Annotated in this window: 17 protein-coding genes and 1 riboswitch; of the genes, 6 read left to right on the top strand and 11 right to left on the bottom strand. The window is 51.1% G+C overall.

The window, feature by feature from the left end; translation table 11 throughout:
• Positions 1–15: 15 nt before the first annotated feature.
• Together A3GO_RS0113190 and A3GO_RS0113185 are read right to left on the bottom strand one after the other, a co-directional pair.
• The gene (locus tag A3GO_RS0113190; protein ID WP_029133792.1) at positions 16–1,329 is read right to left on the bottom strand and encodes a nucleotide sugar dehydrogenase; all 1,314 of its coding nucleotides are present in this window, start codon (positions 1,327–1,329) and stop codon (positions 16–18) included.
• A 141-nt stretch (positions 1,330–1,470) separates the two neighbouring features.
• Entirely contained in the window at positions 1,471–2,508 is a 1,038-nt protein-coding gene (locus A3GO_RS0113185; RefSeq protein ID WP_029133791.1) for an SDR family oxidoreductase, read from the bottom strand.
• A 308-nt stretch (positions 2,509–2,816) separates the two neighbouring features.
• On the opposite strand from A3GO_RS0113185, the gene prsK reads away from it, so the two are divergent.
• Positions 2,817–4,880: an XrtA/PEP-CTERM system histidine kinase PrsK gene (prsK, locus tag A3GO_RS0113180; protein ID WP_029133790.1), complete on the top strand. Its 2,064-nt coding sequence runs from the start codon at positions 2,817–2,819 to the stop codon at positions 4,878–4,880.
• Positions 4,881–4,927: 47 nt separating this feature from the next.
• The gene (gene prsR / locus A3GO_RS0113175; protein WP_029133789.1) at positions 4,928–6,283 is read left to right on the top strand and encodes a PEP-CTERM-box response regulator transcription factor; all 1,356 of its coding nucleotides are present in this window, start codon (positions 4,928–4,930) and stop codon (positions 6,281–6,283) included.
• 25 nt (positions 6,284–6,308) lie between these two features.
• Here the strand turns inward: prsR and A3GO_RS0113170 are convergent, their stop codons facing one another.
• The 6 genes from A3GO_RS0113170 to cobU all read right to left on the bottom strand — a co-directional run bounded on the left by A3GO_RS0113170 (position 6,309) and on the right by cobU (position 12,201).
• Entirely contained in the window at positions 6,309–7,697 is a 1,389-nt protein-coding gene (locus tag A3GO_RS0113170) for a TIGR03013 family XrtA/PEP-CTERM system glycosyltransferase (protein WP_029133788.1), read from the bottom strand.
• A gap of 556 nt (positions 7,698–8,253) precedes the next feature.
• Positions 8,254–8,679, bottom strand: a complete 426-nt coding sequence (locus A3GO_RS0113165) for a hypothetical protein (protein ID WP_029133787.1) — start codon at positions 8,677–8,679, stop codon at positions 8,254–8,256.
• Between the two features lie 519 nt (positions 8,680–9,198).
• Complete coding sequence (locus A3GO_RS0113160) at positions 9,199–9,939, bottom strand: adenosylcobinamide-GDP ribazoletransferase (RefSeq protein WP_051302268.1); 741 nt, start codon at positions 9,937–9,939, stop codon at positions 9,199–9,201.
• Positions 9,940–10,004: 65 nt separating this feature from the next.
• A complete protein-coding gene (gene cobC, locus A3GO_RS0113155; protein WP_245621736.1) occupies positions 10,005–10,625 on the bottom strand; it encodes an alpha-ribazole phosphatase family protein in 621 nt (206 codons plus the stop codon).
• A gap of 2 nt (positions 10,626–10,627) precedes the next feature.
• Positions 10,628–11,677: a nicotinate-nucleotide--dimethylbenzimidazole phosphoribosyltransferase gene (gene cobT, locus A3GO_RS0113150; RefSeq protein ID WP_029133784.1), complete on the bottom strand. Its 1,050-nt coding sequence runs from the start codon at positions 11,675–11,677 to the stop codon at positions 10,628–10,630.
• A complete protein-coding gene (gene cobU, locus A3GO_RS0113145) occupies positions 11,674–12,201 on the bottom strand; it encodes a bifunctional adenosylcobinamide kinase/adenosylcobinamide-phosphate guanylyltransferase (RefSeq protein WP_029133783.1) in 528 nt (175 codons plus the stop codon). Before cobU ends, cobT begins: the two co-directional genes overlap by 4 nt.
• 88 nt (positions 12,202–12,289) lie before the next feature.
• Positions 12,290–12,500: riboswitch (cobalamin riboswitch) on the top strand.
• Positions 12,501–12,546: 46 nt separating this feature from the next.
• On the opposite strand from cobU, the gene bluB reads away from it, so the two are divergent.
• From bluB to lexA, 4 genes are all read left to right on the top strand, one after another.
• Positions 12,547–13,281 carry a 5,6-dimethylbenzimidazole synthase gene (gene bluB / locus A3GO_RS0113140; protein WP_029133782.1) on the top strand — a complete coding sequence of 245 codons (735 nt, stop codon included), beginning with the start codon at positions 12,547–12,549 and terminating at the stop codon, positions 13,279–13,281.
• 300 nt (positions 13,282–13,581) lie between these two features.
• Positions 13,582–15,588: a sodium-translocating pyrophosphatase gene (locus A3GO_RS0113135; RefSeq protein WP_029133781.1), complete on the top strand. Its 2,007-nt coding sequence runs from the start codon at positions 13,582–13,584 to the stop codon at positions 15,586–15,588.
• 275 nt (positions 15,589–15,863) lie between these two features.
• On the top strand, positions 15,864–16,322 hold the full coding sequence (locus A3GO_RS26170) for an RNA recognition motif domain-containing protein (RefSeq protein ID WP_157606813.1): 459 nt from the start codon (positions 15,864–15,866) through the stop codon (positions 16,320–16,322).
• 229 nt (positions 16,323–16,551) lie between these two features.
• Entirely contained in the window at positions 16,552–17,157 is a 606-nt protein-coding gene (gene lexA / locus A3GO_RS0113125; RefSeq protein WP_029133780.1) for a transcriptional repressor LexA, read from the top strand.
• A gap of 18 nt (positions 17,158–17,175) precedes the next feature.
• On the opposite strand, the gene A3GO_RS0113120 is transcribed toward lexA, so the two are convergent.
• The 3 genes from A3GO_RS0113120 to A3GO_RS0113110 form a co-directional block, all read right to left on the bottom strand.
• Positions 17,176–17,532, bottom strand: coding sequence for an SET domain-containing protein (locus A3GO_RS0113120; protein WP_029133779.1), 357 nt, complete (start codon positions 17,530–17,532; stop codon positions 17,176–17,178).
• Positions 17,533–17,588: 56 nt separating this feature from the next.
• Positions 17,589–18,431: a polysaccharide deacetylase family protein gene (locus A3GO_RS0113115; protein ID WP_029133778.1), complete on the bottom strand. Its 843-nt coding sequence runs from the start codon at positions 18,429–18,431 to the stop codon at positions 17,589–17,591.
• Between the two features lie 87 nt (positions 18,432–18,518).
• Entirely contained in the window at positions 18,519–20,840 is a 2,322-nt protein-coding gene (locus tag A3GO_RS0113110; protein WP_029133777.1) for a Tex family protein, read from the bottom strand.
• Positions 20,841–20,932: the final 92 nt, after the last annotated feature.

The following is a 20,932-nucleotide window of genomic DNA, read 5'->3' as shown; positions in this document are numbered from 1 at the left end:
TTTGATGAGATAAAACTAAAGTCTCCAGAGTTTAACGCCTGCTTCCGAGAAGGCTTCCCTGTCAAGCTTCGACTTCACATCCATTACTACCGCACCGTCTTGCATAATTGCCTTAAAATCCGCGGCCGATAGCGTCTGATAGTGGCTATGAGCCACCGCCAAAATAACTGCCTGGGCCTGCGGTAGCTGTTCCCAGCTTTTCAATTGGACGCCATACTCATGCATCGCCTCTTCAGGGTCAGCCATGGGATCAGTCACGCACACATCGCAGTTGTAGCTCTTCAACTCGTCGATAATATCCACGACCCGTGAGTTTCTCAGATCCGGGCAGTTTTCCTTGAACGTCAGTCCCAGAATAACCACTTTGGCGCCATTGACGGAATGCCCGGCCTGAATCATCCGTTTTACCGTCTGTTCAGCAATATACTTGCCCATACCATCATTGGTCTTGCGTCCTGCAAGAATCACCTGAGGATGATAACCAACAGCCTCCGCCTTATAGGTCAGGTAATAGGGATCCACGCCAATACAGTGCCCCCCGACCAACCCTGGACGAAATGGCAGGAAATTCCATTTGGTACCGGCGGCCTCAAGAACGTCTACAGTATCGATGCCCATTTTGTGGAAAATCATCGCCAGTTCATTCATCAAGGCAATATTCAGATCACGCTGGGTGTTCTCTATCACCTTGGCAGCCTCCGCCACCTTTATGGTAGAAGCTCGGCATACACCAGCCGTGACTACACTCTCATAGAGTTCAGCGACCAGTTCGCGGGTAACCGGTGTATCCCCGGAGACCACCTTAACGATTGTTTCAAGACGATTTTCCTTGTCGCCCGGATTGATACGCTCCGGTGAGTAGCCAATATAGAAGCCGCGGTTGCGGTCACCACTATCAGTTCCATCGCGGCCGGCCCACTGCATACCGGATACCTGCTCGATAATGGGTACACAGACCTCCTCGGTACAACCCGGGTAAACCGTTGATTCAAAAACGACCGTAGCCCCTGGTTTCAAGTTAGCAGCCAGAGTCCGACAAGCTCCGATTACGGGTGACAGGTCAGGTTTTCTGGCATGGTCAATCGGCGTTGGCACCGCCACCACGACAATCGACGCTTCAGCAAGGCGGGATGGGTCACTGGTGTATTCGAGATGTGAGGCAATGGCCAGATCTTCAGGTTCAACTTCACCACTTGGATCGGATCCATTCCTATAATTGGTAAGCTTTCGTTCATCCAGATCATAACCGATGGTGTCGCGCTTTTTACCAAACGCTACCGCAAGCGGTAACCCAACATATCCAAGACCCACAACTGCAATTTTGTCCATTATCATTCCTGATTTTTGTTGACGCCCTTAGAGCGGGCCAGCCATTGTAAAAACTGAGCCTCCCCTCCCCGGTTAGAGTTAAGGTTGGGGAGTCTGCAGGGAACTAACCTGCCCGCAAAATAGTATTTTTTATCAATTATTTCAGTTTGTTACAGATAATTCCTCAATAAACCATTGAGTTGTAACATCCAGTCCCTGCTGTAGATCATGCGTTGGCGCATAGCCAAGCAGTGCTGTCGCCTTGGAAATATCCGCCAGGGAATGCCGTACATCGCCGGCCCGAAACTCTACATATTCCGGCTGTACGCCGGCAACATGTTCATGGTGCCGGGCAAGACGCTCCCGGATCTCGCGAAAAAGCTGATTGAGTGTTGTACGGACACCAAATGCGACATTGTAAACCTGATTTACCGCTTCCGGATTGGACGTTGTCGCGGCCAGCAGATTCATCTGCACGGTGTTATTGATAAAGCAGAAATCCCGGGATGTCTCCCCATCGCCATTAATGCGACATGACGTGCCCCTGTAGAGCTCTTCTATCCAACGCGGAATTACCGCAGCATAGGCGCCTTTTGGGTCCTGTCGCGGTCCAAACACATTAAAATATCGCAGTCCAATTGACTCGATACCGTAGGTTCGCGCAAAAACATCCGCGTATAACTCGTTCACATATTTAGTCACAGCATAAGGCGAAAGCGGCCTGCCGATCAGTTCCTCTCTCTTCGGCAACCCCGGATGGTCGCCATAGGTGGAGGAAGAGGCCGCGTAAACAAAACGTTTCACCTTGGCATCCCTGGCGGCAACCAGCATATTCAAAAAGCCGGTACTATTGGTGTCATTGGTTGTCAAAGGATCGTTAATTGAGCGTGGCACACTGCCAAGAGCGGCCTGATGAAGCACGTAGTCAACCCCGTCAGTGGCTATCCTGCAGTGCTCAACGTTCCTGATATCCAGCTCATGGAAGGTGAACCGCTGCCACTGGGTTTCGCTAACCAGGGCTCGGACTTTTTCCAGATTATGCGGATGACCGGTGGCAAAGTTGTCCATCCCCACAACCGTTTGGTCAAGCTGTAACAGCTCCTCCAGAAGATTTGAACCAATAAAGCCGGCAACACCGGTGATCAACCATGTACGTGGATTAACCCGAAGTTCGTCCCGAACTTGCATAAATGCAGACATTTGCTAGACCTACCTCACCCTTCATATCCTGCTGTATTGAAGACATCCCGGATGCATTGTGAATCAGCCATGGGGCATTTCAGCCAAGCTGTTAATAATTCAGCAGATTGTACTTTCAAAGCCCCCCCGGGGCCAGTGATAATAAGTTAACATGGGCCAAGGAATCTTAATGGTACAACCTGTTGCCCGGGTATTTAAAAAGGATCAGGCACAACGGTACAATCGGGATGCTGATACACCACAGTTGAAGCCGGGGAATTGCAACACATCTAATGGACCAGAATCAAAATAATTCAGGGTAAGCCGCATTGAATATAGGATTTTTCAGTTATCTTTTTGCTTTCCTTGCCTACGCCGCATTGACTGCCCTGCTTATTACTTCCTGGCGAGGCAGAACACTCGGTCGTTTGTTGATACTTGCCAGCAGTTTTTCCACAATCTGGGCTGGAATTTCCGCTCTTTCTGCACTGTCGCTGATAACCTTTCCCGGCATCATGCAGCTTTTGGAGCTGGGCCGGGATACCTTCTGGTGCCTATTTTTGTTGAAGAGCGTTCAGTCCAACAGCAGCCAAAAGATTGGCCGCCTTTTACGCATTACCCCTATTAACCTATTCTTCGCCTTTCTGGTGATCGCCGGTATCATTACTGTACTGCTTCCGTTGTTTGCCGTATTCACTTCAAATGTCAGCCTGATAAACCGCGACGCTACTTTAGGAATCTGGGTCGCCTTTAACATCATTGCCCTGCTGCTGCTGGAGCAACTATTCAGAAACTCTGCAGTCGAGCAACGCTGGGCAATCAAGCATCTCTGCATTGGCATTGGTTGCACCTTTGCTTACGATTTTTTCATGTTTGCAGATGCGCTTCTGTTCAAGCAACTCAATCCGGCCTTGTGGAACGCCAGAGGCATCGTGAACGGTTTAATGGTTCCGCTGATTGCCATATCGGTAGCCCGCAATCCCAAGTGGTCCCTGGATATCTACATATCCAGAAATGTTGTATTCCAATCCATCACCCTGATGGGGGCCGGAATTTATCTGCTGGTTATGGCTTCGGCTGGCTATTACATCCGCTTTTACGGAGGATCTTGGGGGTCTACTCTGCAGATTGCCTTCCTGAGCGGAACAGGTGCACTCCTCCTGATCATCCTTTTTTCCGGAACGATTCGCGCAAAGCTCAGGGTCTTTCTTAGCAAACACTTTTTCAACTACAAATATGACTATCGGGAAGAGTGGTTGCGGTTTACACAGACACTCGCTGAAAGTGACGAGGATGTCCCTGTGAGGGTTATTCGAGCCATCTCGGTATTGGTCAACAGTACAGGGGGGTCTCTCTGGATCAGGCGTGATGGTGGCCAGTACGAGTTCAACAGCAGCCTGAATATGCCTGAGCCGATTATAGGAATCACTGCAGAACATGACCCTCTATGTAGCTTCCTGGAAAAAAACCAGTGGCTGGTTGATCTGGATGAATATCGGCGGAACCCGGATCTTTACGAGGGATTCTCGCCACCCGGTTGGCTAACAGCCATTCCTAATGCCTGGTTGATTGTTCCGCTGCTTTTCAAAACCAAAGTGTTTGGATTTATCATCATTTCACGCTCCCAGTCACAACGCTCAATCAACTGGGAAGACAGGGATCTGTTAAAAATGGCCGGACAACAGGCCGCCAGCCATCTGGCGCAACATCTATCTGAAAAGGCATTGACCCAGGCACGCCAGTTTGAGGCCTTCAATCGGCTATCCGCCTATGTTGTGCATGATCTCAAGAATATTCTCGCGCAACAGTCGCTGATTGTTTCCAATGCCGAGCGACACAAACACAAACCAGAGTTTGTCGATGATGTAATCAGTACCGTCAGAAACTCAGTCAAGCGTATGACCAATCTGATGGAACAGATGAAGAGTGGTATGCGAGGCAGCGGCTCACAGCGTATCGATCTGGGTTTACTACTGGCAGATGTAACCACTACAGATGCCACAAGAAAGCCCGCGCCTGAACTCCATCCAGTCCCGAATAAACTTTTTGTCCACGCCGATAAGGAACAGCTGGCGACAGTGTTCGGTCATATCATCCAGAATGCCCAGGACGCCACACCGAATGACGGACATGTTATCATCGACATAACACGAATCTCAGATCAGGCGGTCGTGGAAGTTAAAGACAACGGGACTGGCATGGACCAGGAATTTATAAAACAGCGCCTCTTCCACCCCTTTGACTCTACCAAGGGCCTGACAGGAATGGGGATCGGGGTGTATGAAAGCCGCGAGTATATTCGTAGCCTGAATGGCGATATCAGCGTAACAAGCACACCAGGAGAAGGGTCGGTTTTTCGTATCACCCTACCCTATGCAAAGCCTACAGAGTAGCTCCGTACAAGACAGACACAAAAAAAATTACAAGAGTGAGGTAACCAGTGGCGGATTTGAATAAGTACCTGTTAATCGTTGAGGATGATGAAGGCCTACAGAGTCAACTAAGATGGTGTTTCGATGATTTTGAGGTGCTGATGGCCGGAGACAGGGAGGAGGCCATCACACAGATCCGCCGTCACCAGCCAGCGGTTGTGACGCTTGACCTGGGATTGCCCCCCGACCCTGGTGGCGTCAGCGAGGGCCTTGCCACACTGGAAGAGATCCTCGCACTTGCCCCGGGCACAAAAATTATCGTTGTAACCGGGGACAATGACCGTACAAACGCCGTTAAGGCAATTGCCCTTGGCGCCTATGATTTCTGCCAGAAGCCAGTTGAGCCGGAAATTCTGTCACTAATTGTTAAGCGTGCCTATCATGTAAATGAACTCGAACAGGAAAATATCAAACTTCAACAGAATCGGTCCGGTACTCCCCTCAATGGCATCATTGCAACCAGCCCGGAAATGCTTAAGGTTTGCAGAACAATCGAAAAGGTCGCGCCATCCAATATAACAACCCTATTACTTGGCGCCAGTGGCACCGGAAAGGAGTTATTTGCGCAGGCCCTGCACGAACTCAGTCCACGGTCTGATCATAAAATGGTCGCCATCAACTGCGCAGCCATACCGGCAAACCTGCTGGAAAGTGAACTTTTCGGTTATGAGAAAGGCGCATTCACCGGCGCCTCGAAACAGACCAAGGGCAAAATAGAGTACGCTAATGGAGGTACCCTGTTCCTCGACGAGATTGGTGATCTGCCATTTGATCTCCAGGCCAAGCTACTCCGTTTTCTACAGGAACGTATCCTGGAGAGGATTGGGGGACGTGAGGAAATCCCTATAGACGTAAGAATTATCTGTGCAACTCACCAGAATATTCAGAATCTGATTGAAGAGGGGCGATTCAGGGAAGACCTTTATTACCGAATCAGCGAAGTTACGATAAAAATACCGCCATTAAAGGAGCGTGAAGGAGACGCGTTACTGTTAGCCAAGGCATTTCTTGAGCGTTTCAGCCAAGAGTACAATCAACAGATAAACGGTTTTGAGAAAAACGCTATTCTTGCTATTGAACACTACGACTGGCCGGGCAATGTGCGTGAAATAGAGAGTCGGGTTAAACGCGCTGTCATCATGGCTGAAAGCTCGCTGATAACGATTGAAGACCTTGAACTCGCCGCACCGGATGAAGAGTCTACACCGCTAAATCTAAAGCAGGTTCGTCGGGAAGCTGAACGAAAGGCTATTTTGCGGGCACTGAATCATGCTGACTCAAACATTTCCGAGACAGCAAAAAATTTAGGTATTACGCGCCCAACTCTCTACAGTTTAATGGAAAAATACGACATCAAGCCGTAAAAACTGACAATAGCTGGCTGGCTCTCTACCGCACACCCTTCTTGAAAAAAATGATCTCCGCGGTCTGTACCAGTATGTAAAAGTCAAACAGCAGCCCATGATTTTTCACATAGTAGAGGTCGTATTGCAGCTTTTCCATTGAGTCTTTCTTGGATGCGCCGTAGGGGTAGCATACCTGCGCCCAACCGGCTAATCCTGGCGTTACCCGGTGGCGTTCCTTGTACAGCGCGTTTACCTTGCAGAGCTGTTCCACAAATTCAGGACGTTCCGGTCTGGGGCCGACAAGACTCATATCACTGACAAAAATATTCCACAACTGGGGTAACTCGTCCAATCTGTATTTTCTTATGAAGGACCCGACACGGGTGATTCTAGAGTCGTTTTGTTGAGCCCATCGGGCTACCCCATCCTGCTCCGCATCTGTACACATACTGCGAAATTTGTAGAGATTAAAACATCTACCATCACGCCCGACGCGTTCCTGGCGATATAAAACTGCCCCTCTCCCCTTGCTTTCCAGCAGAATAGCCACGGCAGTAAGCACCATCGCTGGCGAGCAGATCACCAGCATCACGGCACTTATAAGGATATCAAACGTACGTTTGGTCGCCGCGCGGAGAATATTCCGCTTAAACCCATCGGTATAAATCAGCCAGCTTGGCTGAATGAGATCGAGTCGTATTTTTTCCGTTTCCCGTTCAAAAAAGTCAAGCAGATCAGTAATTGATATTCCACTCATGCGGCAATCAATAAGACCGTCGAGTGGTAATTTTCTACGTCTGTCATCTGGTGCAATAATAATTTCGTCAATATGATTCTGAATCGCAAAGTTTCGAATATCGTCGTCGATATCGAGTAACTTCTGATTTCCTACCTGCACCACCTCTTCACTGGAGGTCCGTACGAATCCGACCAGTTCAAACCCCCTTTTATCCGTCTTGCGCCTGAGTTTATTAATGGTAGCTGCCCGCTTACCGGCGCCAACAACCATGACCCGTCGCTGCAGGATATTGCCATCAACAAACTTATAGAAATATATCCTTAATGCTATGGAGTAGATAAAGGCTACCAGGACAAATTTAGCGATATGGCTTGGCTCTTCTGTGAACAGGGGGAAAAGCGAATCCAACAGCGCCATCGCCAGAAAACCGGATAGAAATGCCACCATCAACCGAATAAGTGCACCCTTGATACCTTCCCTTTGCCGGGTGTCATAAAGACCCATGGACGCAATTGCCAGTATCAGTACCATCCCGGCAAAGGCTGCCTCGGGCCATTGAGGCATGGCCGTAACAGACGGTTTGACAGTCTCCACAAGGGGTATAACAAACAGGTAGACAGACACAAACGAGAAATACTCAACACAGGCAAGCAACAGAAACTGAGCATGAAAAAAGTGTCCGAACAGCCGCACCTTCCCCCCTTATGGAATGAAAGCGCGAAAAGACACCTGTATTGGTAGTACCATCAGGCGCCACACCATCAGGCACATTTCCGGTTTCAGAACGCCTTTGCTGCTGCTGTTTGTTATTGAACCGGATCAATGGAACGTCTGGATTACCCTGAGCGCTCATACCCTCTCCCTTGCACCCTGCTTTTTATTTCCTTAACGAGGTTTGTACGATTCTACCCCGCCTACGTGTCTACAAAACTACTGGAACATAAAACGGTATCAGAGTCCTGTCATTTCCAGTCCAGGCTGAACTTTGACACTGCTGTTTTTAACGTACTGTGTAATCTTAACCCTTAGGTAGGGTTACGCCTACCCCCGTTGACTTAAGTCAACAAGTTCCATGGTTAAAGATAGACAAAAAAATTGCACTCCCTGAGGCTTTTTTTTCTTATTCTATCGAAGGATTTGTAGCCAGAAGATAAAGAATCATATTCCTCATCTGTATCGATTAGTTGCTCCGGTATCCGCAGCAGAGCACATTACAATACCAGGGTTGGAAACATAACAGTTAACGGAATTATTTTTCTTTCTGGAGTAAAAGTTTTGTAATCCCGGGATTTTTATCGCTCTCAATACAGGTAGAGAGCATGTACGAGAGTTTAGCGGCATCGACTGGAATTTGCCTTTTTTCCAATACAGGCACGGCCAGATTACTAGCCTCGCTAACCATAAAGATCACAACTCTATCTTCGATAAGTACCGCAATATACGGGTTATTTTCATCTTTTACATAGGGATAACCATCATCGGTTATCAGATAGCGATACCCTTCGACCTCGCAGTTATTCCCAGCTTGACCCGCTGCCGTCTCCTCCAGGATCGTGGTAGGGTCGGCACCCTGTCGTAACTGCCAGGAAATCTGTTCGTTATCGTAAACAATGGTGCTGATCAGCATTGGAATAGCGAATGCAAACAGAAAACCAAAGGCGACAAAGTAAAGCATTACTCTCATACTCTTGCCCTTTTATATGCCTGACCGGACCGTCCCCAGATCCAACACATACTCACTTTAGGAGTTAATTTCCACAACATGCTGACCGATAATTTAATATTTGTGCATAAATACGCGTTGACTTGGAGATCAATCCTACGCATAGATAAGCAACATCCTACACAAATATTGGTATTAGCTTTATCCTGCTTTATTAATAAAAGTCACCTTTGCAACATTTAGGCCATTAGTATATCTCTATGTAATATAAGCGATATAATCCGCACGCCCTTCTTAGATGTAAAATATTCCGACAAGTTACGGTGTGGAGAATTCATCCAGAGCAGTCTAGGGAATCCTGGCACAAACACTACCCCAACCGCCTCCACTCGTCTTCTTCTCCGACAATCCTGAACGGATAGCGGGTTATTCCGGAAAACTGTTTTACCTGCCCCCGCTTCTTTTCCGTCGCGTGGATGATTTGGCCAACTACTTTTCAAGTAGAAGGGCAGAATCCAATCTGGACAAAATTCATAATAACAGTGCGGCCGCAACCAGAGATGTCGCCTCGGTAAGCTCGCAAATGGCACCCGCGCTATCTCCTGTGAATCCACCGATACGTGACAACATCATGTGTCGGCAGACAACAAATAACAGGGCACAAAACAGCAAAATCCCGACTGCATGCCATCCCAGGACAAACAGACAGAGCAGTGCAGAAGCCAGCAACACCCTTTCAGCCTGAGCCCTGGGAAGATGCGCGGCAAGGGTGGCACCCAACCCTGAAGGTCGGATATAGGGCAGATAAAGGAATGTGGCAACAAGACTGAGACGCCCAATCATCGGAATCAGTAGCACCACTTCCCAACGGCCCTGCAAGAGCAAGACGTTCAACGCGGCCAGCTTTGCCAGCAGCAGTAATACCACGGCCACCACCCCACTGGGGCCACATTGGGGATCCTTCATGATTTCCAGGGTTCTGTCCGCATCACCCTGCCCACCTATCCAGGCATCCGCCATGTCAGCAAGGCCGTCAATATGCAATCCACCGGTAACCACCACCCAGACAATCAACAACAAAACAGCGCGTAGCAATGGATCTGCGCTGCTCGCCATAGCGCCTGTCGCAATCAGCATCAGACCGATGAGCAGACCCACCAGTGGATAGTAGAGCAGGCTCTTCCCCTGCTCTGTTTCACTCAGCATCGGTTCCCGTGCGGGAACCGGAAGTCGCGTCAGAAACTGTAGTGCGAAGAAAAATGGTCTAATCATGAATTCAAGCTGGATCCAGAGAGCAAGATTGACGGGATTCAATGAACCACGCAGCCGCTGCGCAGTTAACTGAGTGATCCACAATGAAATACCAGTCGTGGGCAACCCTGTTCAATGCGGATGCGACTGATGCCCGCATATGGCAACTCCAGCCTAAACAGATGACTTAGCGGAATATTCAACACGGTGCTGATAATCATTCGATTGACTCCACCATGGGCAACAACCAGCAGGTGTCGTCCCGCATGTGCCAACTGGATATCCTGCCAGGCTGATTCCACCCGGGATTGGAATTGAGCCATCGCCTCACCACCGGGCGGAGGGCACGCAACAGGATTACTCCAGAAGTCGCTCACCAATTGCGGTGACTCCTGATACAGGAGCTCTGGTGAACGGCCCTCCCATTCACCAAAACCGATCTCTTTAAGACGCTCATCGATTATCATCGGGATGCCCACCCTGCTGCTCAACTCACCGGCAAACTGCGCACAGCGTATTAGCGGCGAGGCGACCACTAAATCCCAGGAGGGGTGTCCAGAAGTTGCATTCCGCATCTGCTGCCATCCCAGGATACTTAAAGGATCATCACGCCAGCCGCGAAACAGCACACCGCCTTCTGGTTCACCATGGCGAATCAGATCGATCGTGGTTACGGGATGGGAGGCCTGGGAGTCACTCAACGACACTGTCAGCCCTCTGCCACGCCGGCATCAGCAAAAGTTGCCATGCGGTTATGCAGGTCGCAGGCTGCCCGTAGCAATGGCACGGCGGTTGCCGCACCACTGCCCTCTCCCAGCCGCATGCCCAGAGCAAGCAATGGCCGGGCATCCAGTGCCTGCAGCAGGGCCTGATGGCCCGGCTCGGCCGACTGGTGGGAGAACAACAACCACTCCCTGACTGATGGCTGTAGTTGCACAGCCACCAGTGCAGCGGCAGTGGTGATATAGCCATCGATCAGCACAGGCATGCCCGACTGGGCACAACTGAGGTAAGCGCCGGCAAGGGCGGCAATCTCAAATCCACCCAGGCAACGAAGCGCCTCTAATGGCTGACTCTCAAGATCCTTGTACCGGGACAGCGCCTCTCTCAACAGTGCGGCTTTATGCGCCACACCGCGCTGATCAAGTCCGGTCCCGGGCCCCGCCAACTGCTCAGGATCTGCTCGAAGCAGCGCACAACCCAGGGCCGCTGCCGCAGTGGTGTTGCCGATCCCCATATCGCCGCCGATAAACAGATCGGCGCCCTGCTCTCTGGCCCTGAGGACAGCGGCGCGACCGGCATTTACTGCCACTGCGAGCTGCTCATGGGTCATGGCATCCTGATAGTGCAGATTGGCGGTTCCCGCTCCGGCCCTGTGGCGGATGACACCGGGCAGATTGCCGGGTTCGACCACTGTACCGACATCGACCACCTCCAGTGTGGCACCAAGCGAATCCGACAATACACTGATGGCAGCCCCACCAGCGGAAAAATTGGCCACCATCTGCACAGTCACCTCTTGGGGAAAGGCGGAAACCCCTGATGCGGCGACGCCATGATCCCCGGCAAAAACCGTTATCCACACCTTATCCACCCTGGGGAACTCCCTGCCCTGCAGGGCAGCCAGACGAATGGCCAACGCCTCCAGCTCACCCAATGAGCCGGCCGGCTTGGTAAGCTGTTTCTGCCGCTCTGTCGCAATTCCGATCAAGGTTTGGTCCGGTTGGACTACCGGATCATTCAGCCAGTCTGGAGTCAAATCGCATCCCCTTTAAGTGTCAGTGGCAGACCCGCCACGGTTAATATGACCCTGTCGCACAGCTTGGCCACCTGCTGATGCAACCAGCCGGACTCATCCTGAAAACGCCGGGATAGCTCCCCCAACGGTACAATCCCAAGGCCCACCTCGTTACTGACCAGAATCAGGTTGCCTCGCAGTTCGGGCAGAACCGATAACAGTGCCGTCGTCTGCTGGTTAAACTGCCGTCCCTCATCCACCAGCAAAATATTGGAGAGCCAGAGCGTCAGGCAATCCACAATCAGAAACCGTCCCGTTGCACAATTCTGGCGGAGGGCTTCGGCAAGATTCAACGGCTCTTCAATCAGTTGCCAGGCATCGGGTCTTCGATCACGGTGGGCCCGGATCCGCCGCTCCATCTCGATATCACTCTGTGCCAATGTGGCCGTGGCGATATAGATCACCTCCTCGGAGGACTCTGTTGCCAATCGTTCCGCCAGCGTGCTCTTGCCTGACCGGGCGCCGCCAAGGATTAACTGTTTCACGTTTTGGCCACCATTAAGATCAAAAGGCGCTCATTATGGGGTTCAAATATTCGAAGGTAAACTTCCGAACCAAAACCTGTAAGATTACAGGCTCAACACAACTTCAGGTGCCCGGCCACTGACGGCCGGGAGAATCGGGAAAGCGGTGAAATTCCGCTACGTGCCCAACGCTGTAATGGGGATTTTACCGGTAGACCTGTCTTTCGCAGACAGCCGTCAGCCACTGGCCATTGTGTCCGGGAAGGCGCCCGTAAAAGTCGATCCTAAGTCAGAAGACCGGCCTGAAGCCTCACCACGATGGATACCTGGCCAAGTATCCAGGATTTTCCGACCAAGGGGAATATTATGGAAAATCAATCAATTAGCAAACAACCAGAAATCGTTTTCAGCAATGCCGAGCGCGACGCCCTGTATAAAACCATCTACTCTCGTCGGGATGTCAGGGGACAATTCAAGTCTGACCCTGTTCCAGATGAGGTGTTGGCACGGATTCTAAAAGCGGCACACCATGCTCCATCAGTCGGTTATATGCAACCATGGAATTTTATGCTGATTCGCTCACAGGAGATCAAGCAACGGGTTCACGAGTTATTCCTGGAAGCCAACCAGGAAGCCGGGGAGATGTTTGAGACAGTGGAGAAAAGGCGTATCTACAGTACACTCAAGTTGGAAGGGATTCTGGAATCACCGATCAATCTGGTCATCACATGTGACCGGGAGCGCGCCGGCCCCGTGGTGATCGGACGGACCCATGACATGGCGATGGACATCTATAGCAGCGTCTGTGCCGTGCAGAATCTCTGGCTTGCCGCGCGAAGTGAAGGCGTGGGTGTCGGTTGGGTCAGCATTTTCGACCGGTCAAAACTGAAACAACTACTGAATCTGCCACAACAAGTGACTCCCGTCGCCTATCTGTGCGTGGGCTATGTAGAACATTTCTTTACTGAACCAGAGTTGAAGAGCGCAGGCTGGCGCGACCGGTTGCCACTTCAGGACCTGGTCTACTTTGACCACTGGGAAAACAGCCATCCGGATCAGGAACACAATCTGCTATCGGAACTGGCAAAACCCGGCTATTAACCCAGACCTTCAGAATGGGAGGAGCCTGGCTCCTCCCCCTCCCGACAGCACTGTAATTCATTGACATACAGCAAACTTTTACCCCGTCAGGGACTGTCAATGGAACTGGATTCAGATATACTTCTGATTGCTTTTATTAATCTGGCTATTCGAGTATTTTATCTTGCAACACCGAAAACTGTGTGATTCCGTTGTTCCAATTGTCTTGTATCAGGATCGTTTAATCAGGGGTTGATGTCGTTCATTGCCATTAAACCCGGACGATTGTTTTTATGTTGAATAAAAAAAACGAGGGGATAAATGAGTTTAAGTAACTTATTACCACCATTACTGGGGGTCCTGGGCCTAATCGTGGCCTTTAAGATCTACAAACTGGTCATGCAGTATGAGACCGGCAACGAAAAAGTCACCAAAATAGCAGAAGCGATACATGAAGGCGCCATGGTCTTCATGCGGCGCGAATACAAAATGCTGGGGACATTTTCAGCCATTCTGGTTGTGTTGCTGCTATTCATGCTCGGGGTTAAAACCGCCTTTGCCTTTGTCGTGGGCGCCAGCGCCTCTGCGCTGGCTGGCTATATCGGGATGTTTTCGGCCACCCAGGCGAACGTGAGAACCACCACGGCGGCTCATGAAAAAGGCGCATCCGAGGCCCTCTCCATTGCCTTCTTCGGCGGCTCTATCATGGGCCTGTCGGTCGCATCTCTGGGTCTGCTTGGACTCGGCACGCTTTATCTCTTCTTCGGCGGAGACCCGGAAACCGCTCATGCCATACACGGTTTCGGCATGGGTGCCTCTACCGTGGCCCTCTTCTCCCGTGTTGGCGGTGGTATATTTACCAAGTCAGCCGATGTGGGCGCCGACCTGGTTGGTAAGATCGAGGCGGGCATTCCCGAGGATGATCCACGTAATCCCGGTGTTATTGCCGACAATGTCGGCGACAATGTCGGCGATGTGGCCGGCATGGGATCCGATATCTTCGAATCCTATTGCGGCGCCATGATTGCGACCATCGCAATCGCATCCACCATGACGGTGGACGTCCTCGACCCACTCGGCAAGCAGGCGGACCTGATGTTCCTGCCCCTGGCTCTCGCTTCTCTGGGTCTCATCTGTTCCATTGGGGGTATTCTGCTGGTGCGCAAATACTCTGCAAAAAGTCCTGAAGTTGCCCTGCGCATCGGTACCATTGGTGCAACCATACTGTTCATCATCGCCTCGCTGGCGCTGATTAAGATGATCGGTGTTTCAGCCGCCATCTGGGGAGCTGTGCTGTCCGGTGCGGTCGGTGGGATAATCATCGGTCTGGTTACCGAATACTATACCGCCGGCAAACCTATCATACAGATTGCCAAAGCCGGTGAGACAGGCCCGGCGACCGTGATGATCGCAGGACTGGCAATCGGTATGCAGTCCGTGGTTATTCCAATCCTGACCATCTGCGCCATAATCTTCGCATCAAGCTCCCTGGTCGGTCTTTATGGTGTGGGTATCGCGGCCGTTGGCATGCTTGCCACAGTGGGCATCACCATGGCGATCGATGCCTATGGGCCAGTCGCCGATAACGCGGGCGGAATTGCCGAGATGGGTGGACTGGGGCCGGAAACCCGTGCAATTACCGACTCGCTGGATGAACTGGGTAATACCACCGCGGCAATTGGTAAAGGCTTCGCCATCGGCGCGGCCGCACTGGCCGCACTGGCCATTATTACCGCCTATGTGGAAACAGTTTCCGCCAACATCCCCGGCTTCAGCCTCAACTTGAGCAATCCTGATGTGCTTATCGGCCTGTTCATTGGTGGTATTCTGCCATTTCTGATTGCCGCTATTACCATGACGGCCGTGGGTGACGCCGCCTTCGACATGATCAAGGAGATCCGTCGCCAGTTCCGCGAAATACCGGGATTGATGGAAGGCACTGCTGATCCCGACAGCGCACGCTGCGTGGATATTGCGACAACTGCAGCTTTAAAGAAGATGATCCTTCCAGGTGTCATCGCCGTTTCGGCACCGATGGTCATCGGTTTCATTCTGGGTGCCGAAGCGCTCGGGGGCATGCTCGGTGGCGCGTTGCTTGCCTGTGTTCTGTTGGCATTAATGATGGCCAATGCCGGCGGCGCCTGGGATAACGCCAAAAAGCACATTGAAAAAGGCAATTTTGGTGGCAAAGGCTCGGATGTGCATAAGGCAGCGGTAGTCGGTGACACTGTCGGTGATCCCTTTAAGGACACCTCGGGTCCATCGATGAATATTCTGATTAACGTGATGGCCATTGTCAGCCTCGTCATTGCCCCACTTCTCAGCTAATCTGGCACACCTTCGGATCTGGTGCCTTTCAACCTGATCCCAAAGCGCCGGCGGCCGTGTCAAGAACGGTCGCCGGCACACACCTCAATTAACCTGCATATTTTTCCTAATTATTCACTTTTCTAAGAATACACTTGTCAATGGTGCTATATTTCGACTAACCATCTGAGCAAATGCGCGATATTTCCAGCAGATTTCGGAACCGGATCTATTCGAACGAAACAATGTCCAACTACTTGGATTATTCTTGAAATAGCCTGCACAGGGATTGAAACATGGAGATTTTCATTCGAAGGTTGCCGAACTCAACTACCCGGCTTGACCTCATGCAGTTCGTTTCCGAAGCATTAAGACCAAAATGGTATCTGCTGCAATTTTCACCTATAGGTACGCTTGGTCATTGTGATATCTGCCGCATTGACAATCCCAAAACCAAACAGGTTGAGTATCACGGTATCGTCCATGTTGACCCCCCTTCTGCGGCCCTTAGCCTGATAAACAGACTTAACGGTGAGATATTCAAAACCAAAAAAGTTGAAGTCAGGAAATTCTTCCGGCGGTCAACGAAACGGGACAGAAGACGAACTTCGCTCGAACAGATCTCCCGTGACATCAGTGAAAAACGCAAACAGGATCGCCGGAGATCAGGCATACAGATAGATTACCTCCATGCCGGGATTACCACTGATAAAAAACGCCCCGCCGGTCGATTAAAAGTGGCGTCCCATCATTAGCATACTATCGAACAGGTCCCCCCTGATCTCTCTTAATGTTGCCTCCCCCATCAATCGAGTGGATTCTAATTTAAAGCGCCACACAGGCTCATGATGGGGGACACAACACGGTAGTTCCACACCATTACAGATTAATTAATCAACTGACCCACTAAATTCGGGACACCTGTTTCCCATTTGTTCTCTTTTGGCTATAATAGAACAACAATAGAACAGGGAGCCTTGTATGATTGATCATCTGACACGCAGACAGCAGGAAATATATGACTACCTGCAAGCCAATCTGGATAAGTTTCCCCATCCCCCAACGCTGGACGAACTATGCAATGCGCTTGGACTCAGTTCTAAAGGTTCGTTGCATAAACAGATCCAGGCACTGATTGATGCCGGATTGATTGAACCCATGAATAATCGCCGGCGGGGTATACGACTTAGCGGCCAGAGTCAGGATGAAGCCCAGGGACTGCCCTTCCTCGGCTATATTGCTGCAGGCCACCCCATTGAAGCGGTTGAACAGCAAGAAACGATCGAGGTGCCGGACTATTTACATACCAATCGGCCCTGTTATGTCCTTCAGGTCAAGGGTGACTCCATGATTGAAGAGGGTATTCTGGATGGTGATCAGATCATCATTGAACAGCGTGATCATGCGCGTAACGGAGAAATTGTCGTTGCCCTAGTTGATGGAAGCGATGCGACTCTCAAACGTATAGAGCAAAAACCGGATCGCGTAATCCTGCACCCTGCCAATGCAAGCCTGTCACCAATGACCTATGCACCGGACCAAGTGCAGATACAAGGCATCCTGGTTGGTCAAATGAGGCGGTATCACTAAAACAGCCGCTATTTCCTGTCATCCAGATACAGGCCATTCCGCTCCATAATCAAAGGTGATCTCTTCATCAGGCCTGATTGTCACTCTGGCATATAGATCAAATCCGTCAAATTCAGCATTGCCCGGTATTTTGTGGTTAAGATAGCGCAGAAGATTTTTACCACTGCGCCCGATTGCATTCTCATCATCATCCGGCTCATAGACCCAAAGCACATAGGTACCATTTCGCCGGGCGACCGGGCCGTGATAAGTACCTATATACTCGCCCTTTGACAACTCCTGCCTGGCAAAAACACCTTTACCATGAATCTTTGATGGGGCGACATAAATCAGCCCCCTAAGCTCACTGTTTCTTAGACGTAGCGGTAATGGCACACACTTTCCCCCGTCAATTTACCAGTACAGATATTCTGGCCGATAGACCGAACATGTCACAGGGGTGTACTCTGCATTGCAACATGCTGTGTGCGCCCGTCTACGGTCCCCCAACCGACAAGGTGCCGATTCAGGGATACATCCGCAATCCTGCTGAAAAGTTCACTCATGGAGCGGATCTCCCACTGCCCCCCTTTCCACATCACCAGCAGTCGCTCAAAAACCTTGAGAAGACTCCCGCCCTCTCTCTCCGCGGACAAACTGAATACCTCGCCATTGGGCATAATTCGCTGACAAGCCGCATAAAGATACTGATGCAAGTTCTCATGGTTAACCTCTTCCTGAGTTAGCAGCTCATCCAGCGTCGGAAGGGTTGTAGGTATCTGGGGACAGCTCGAACGAACCCCTTGTGATTCAGGTAGAAAAATATGATGCCCACGCACATCGGACGCAAAATCAAACCCAAGCGCTTCCTCTTCACTCAACACATAAGGATTGATCTGCCATCCCATTGCAGCAAAACAGCGAGGCGCTCTGCCAAACAGCTTGTTAAATGCATCACAGGCGAGCAGCATTTCACTATGGGTCCAATCGGCAGTCTGAAAAGCTACATCACGCTTCCAATCGGATGCGGTAAAGGAAGAAATACCGATATCATGACCGGCATCTGCCACCGCCCGGAGATTGTCTCGACACCGCTTACCGATGTAGGAAACCGGCAACTGCTGCCTGATTATTCGGGGGATATGATCACTGAATGGATAACGCGAATAGTCAGGACCAAGGCTAAAAAAGAAAGTGGCCTTAATCTGGTGCTCATCCAGCAGGCGTAACAGTGCCGGCACCCCCTCACGCGCACCTTTCTCAGTTCCTACCTCTATTCTGAGTGCTATCCGCAACTTCTGAAAAAACCTTCGCTAAATCTTATTGGTTTTGAATACCGATAAAGTATACACAGAGTGAATGGTTAGTTGGAATAAAACACCCTAACGCCGTTTTTTTAACGCATCACCAAGCGCGGCAGCCATCGCTCCTCCAGAGGGAGGTGCATTCCGAGTTTGCTGCCTGGTCGGCCTCTGCTCGGACTTGGACGACGCTTTGCCAGCAGATTTATTAGGACTTTTGTTTCTGTTGTCGGTGTTGCTCTGGTCAGACAATCGCATGCTCAGGCCAATACGTTTTCTAACGACATCCACCTCCATTACCTTCACTTTTACCAGATCACCGGCCTTCACCACCTCTCGTGGATCCTTGATAAACTTTTCAGACATGGCAGAGATGTGTACCAATCCGTCCTGATGAACGCCAATATCGATAAACGCCCCGAAATTGGTCACATTAGTGACAACACCCTCCAGCACCATATCAGGTTTCAGATCGGCCACTTTCTCAATGCCTTCCTGAAAACTGGCTGTTTTGAACTCGCCACGCGGATCCCGTCCCGGCTTTTCCAACTCAGAGATAATATCCGTGACGGTCGGTACGCCAAATTTTTCATCTGTAAACTGCTCAGGCTTGAGTGTGCCAAGAAATGCCTTGTCACCAATAACATCCTGGATGCGACGCCCCGCCTTGAGCAATATCCGCTCAACAACCGGATAGGCTTCCGGATGAACGGCAGACGCATCCAGCGGGTTGTCGCCGGCATTGATCCGGAGAAAACCGGCAGCCTGCTCGAAGCTCTTGTCGCCTAGTCTGGGCACTTTCAACAGCAGGCGGCGGTCCTTGAATGCACCGTGTTCATCACGATATCTGACAATGTTCTCCGCCAGGGTTTTGTTCAATCCGGAAACCTGTCCGAGCAGCGCAGGAGAGGCAGTATTGATATCGACACCGACCGAGTTCACGCAATCTTCCACCACATTATCCAGTTGCCGGGCCAGGCGGGTCTGATTCACGTCATGCTGGTATTGGCCGACACCAATTGCCTTGGGTTCGATCTTTACCAGTTCCGCCAGTGGGTCCTGGAGCCGTCTGGCGATTGATACGGCCCCACGCAGGGTCACGTCAAGGTCAGGCAATTCAGCCGACGCCAGCTCGGAAGCGGAATAGACCGAGGCGCCCGCTTCGCTCACCATAACCTTCTGCAACTTCAGTTCGGGATGACGCTTGATCATATCGGCGACCAGCCGGTCGGTTTCCCGTGAGGCCGTACCATTACCGATAGCCACAAGGCGTACGCCATGGCACTTTGCCAATGTAGCCAGTGAAGCGATAGAGGCGTCCCAGCGGTTTTTGGGGGCATGCGGATAGATAGTATCCGTATCAAGCACTTTGCCAGTAGCATCCACTACTGCCACCTTGACGCCCGTTCGCAGACCAGGGTCAAGCCCTAGAATCGGCAAATTACCCGCCGGAGCCGCCAACAGCAGGTCATTTAGATTATGCCCAAATACCTTGATAGCTTCTTCTTCAGCAGCCTCCCGCAGGCGCATTTTTAGTTCCAGATCGAGATGGCTGAATATTTTCACACGCCATGCCCAGCGCACACACTCCTTCAACCAGGCATCTGCGGCACGCCCCTGATCTTCAACACCAACCTTGCGGGCTATGGTGATTTCACAAGGTGTTGTGCCTGATATCTCCTCATCAACCACCAGTTCGAGATTCAGTAAGCCCTCATTTCGTCCGCGAAATAGCGCCAACGCCCGATGGGATGGGACCTGGCGAATCGGTTCCGCATATTCAAAGTAATCCTTGAACTTGGCCGCGTCTTGTTCCTTTCCCTTAACCAGCTGTGACTTGAGAACACCCTGGTCCCACAGATAGTCACGTAACGCACCAAGCAGTTCGGCATTCTCCGCAAAGCGTTCCATGAGAATCTGCCGGGCCCCGTCAAGCACCAGTTTGTCATCGGTAAAGCCGGCCTCCTTATTCAGATAGCCGGACGCCTCGACTAGCGGATCGAGCGTCGGATCAGACAGCAGCTTTTCCGCCAGCGGCTCAATACCCGCCTCCCGTGCGATCTGCGCCTTGGTCCTTCTCTTGGGCCGGTATGGCAGATAGAGATCTTCCAGTCGGGTTTTGGTCTCTGCGGTAACAATATCCCGCTCAAGTGCCTCCGTCAGTTTGCCCTGTTCCCGGATACTGTTAAGCACGGTCTCACGTCGATCCTCAAGCTCACGCAGATATCCGAGGCGTTCTTCCAGATTCCGCAGTTGGGCATCATCCAGGCCACCGGTTTTCTCCTTTCTGTAGCGGGAGATGAATGGCACGGTTGCACCCTCGTCCAGTAGCCCTACCGCCGCCATTACCTGGGGTATCGCTACACTCAACTCTTCAGCAATCTGGCTAATAATTTTCTGCATGACAGCTCTGATTCCGGTTATGTGCCTGGTTCTAACCCATGCACAAAAAACAGAGCCGGGCTAGAAGGCTCGGCTCAATGTGGTGATCAATA

The organism is Sedimenticola selenatireducens DSM 17993, from assembly GCF_000428045.1.
Classification (GTDB): Bacteria; Pseudomonadota; Gammaproteobacteria; order Chromatiales; family Chromatiaceae; genus Sedimenticola; species Sedimenticola selenatireducens.
This window is presented reverse-complemented; position numbering and strand designations above follow the sequence as displayed.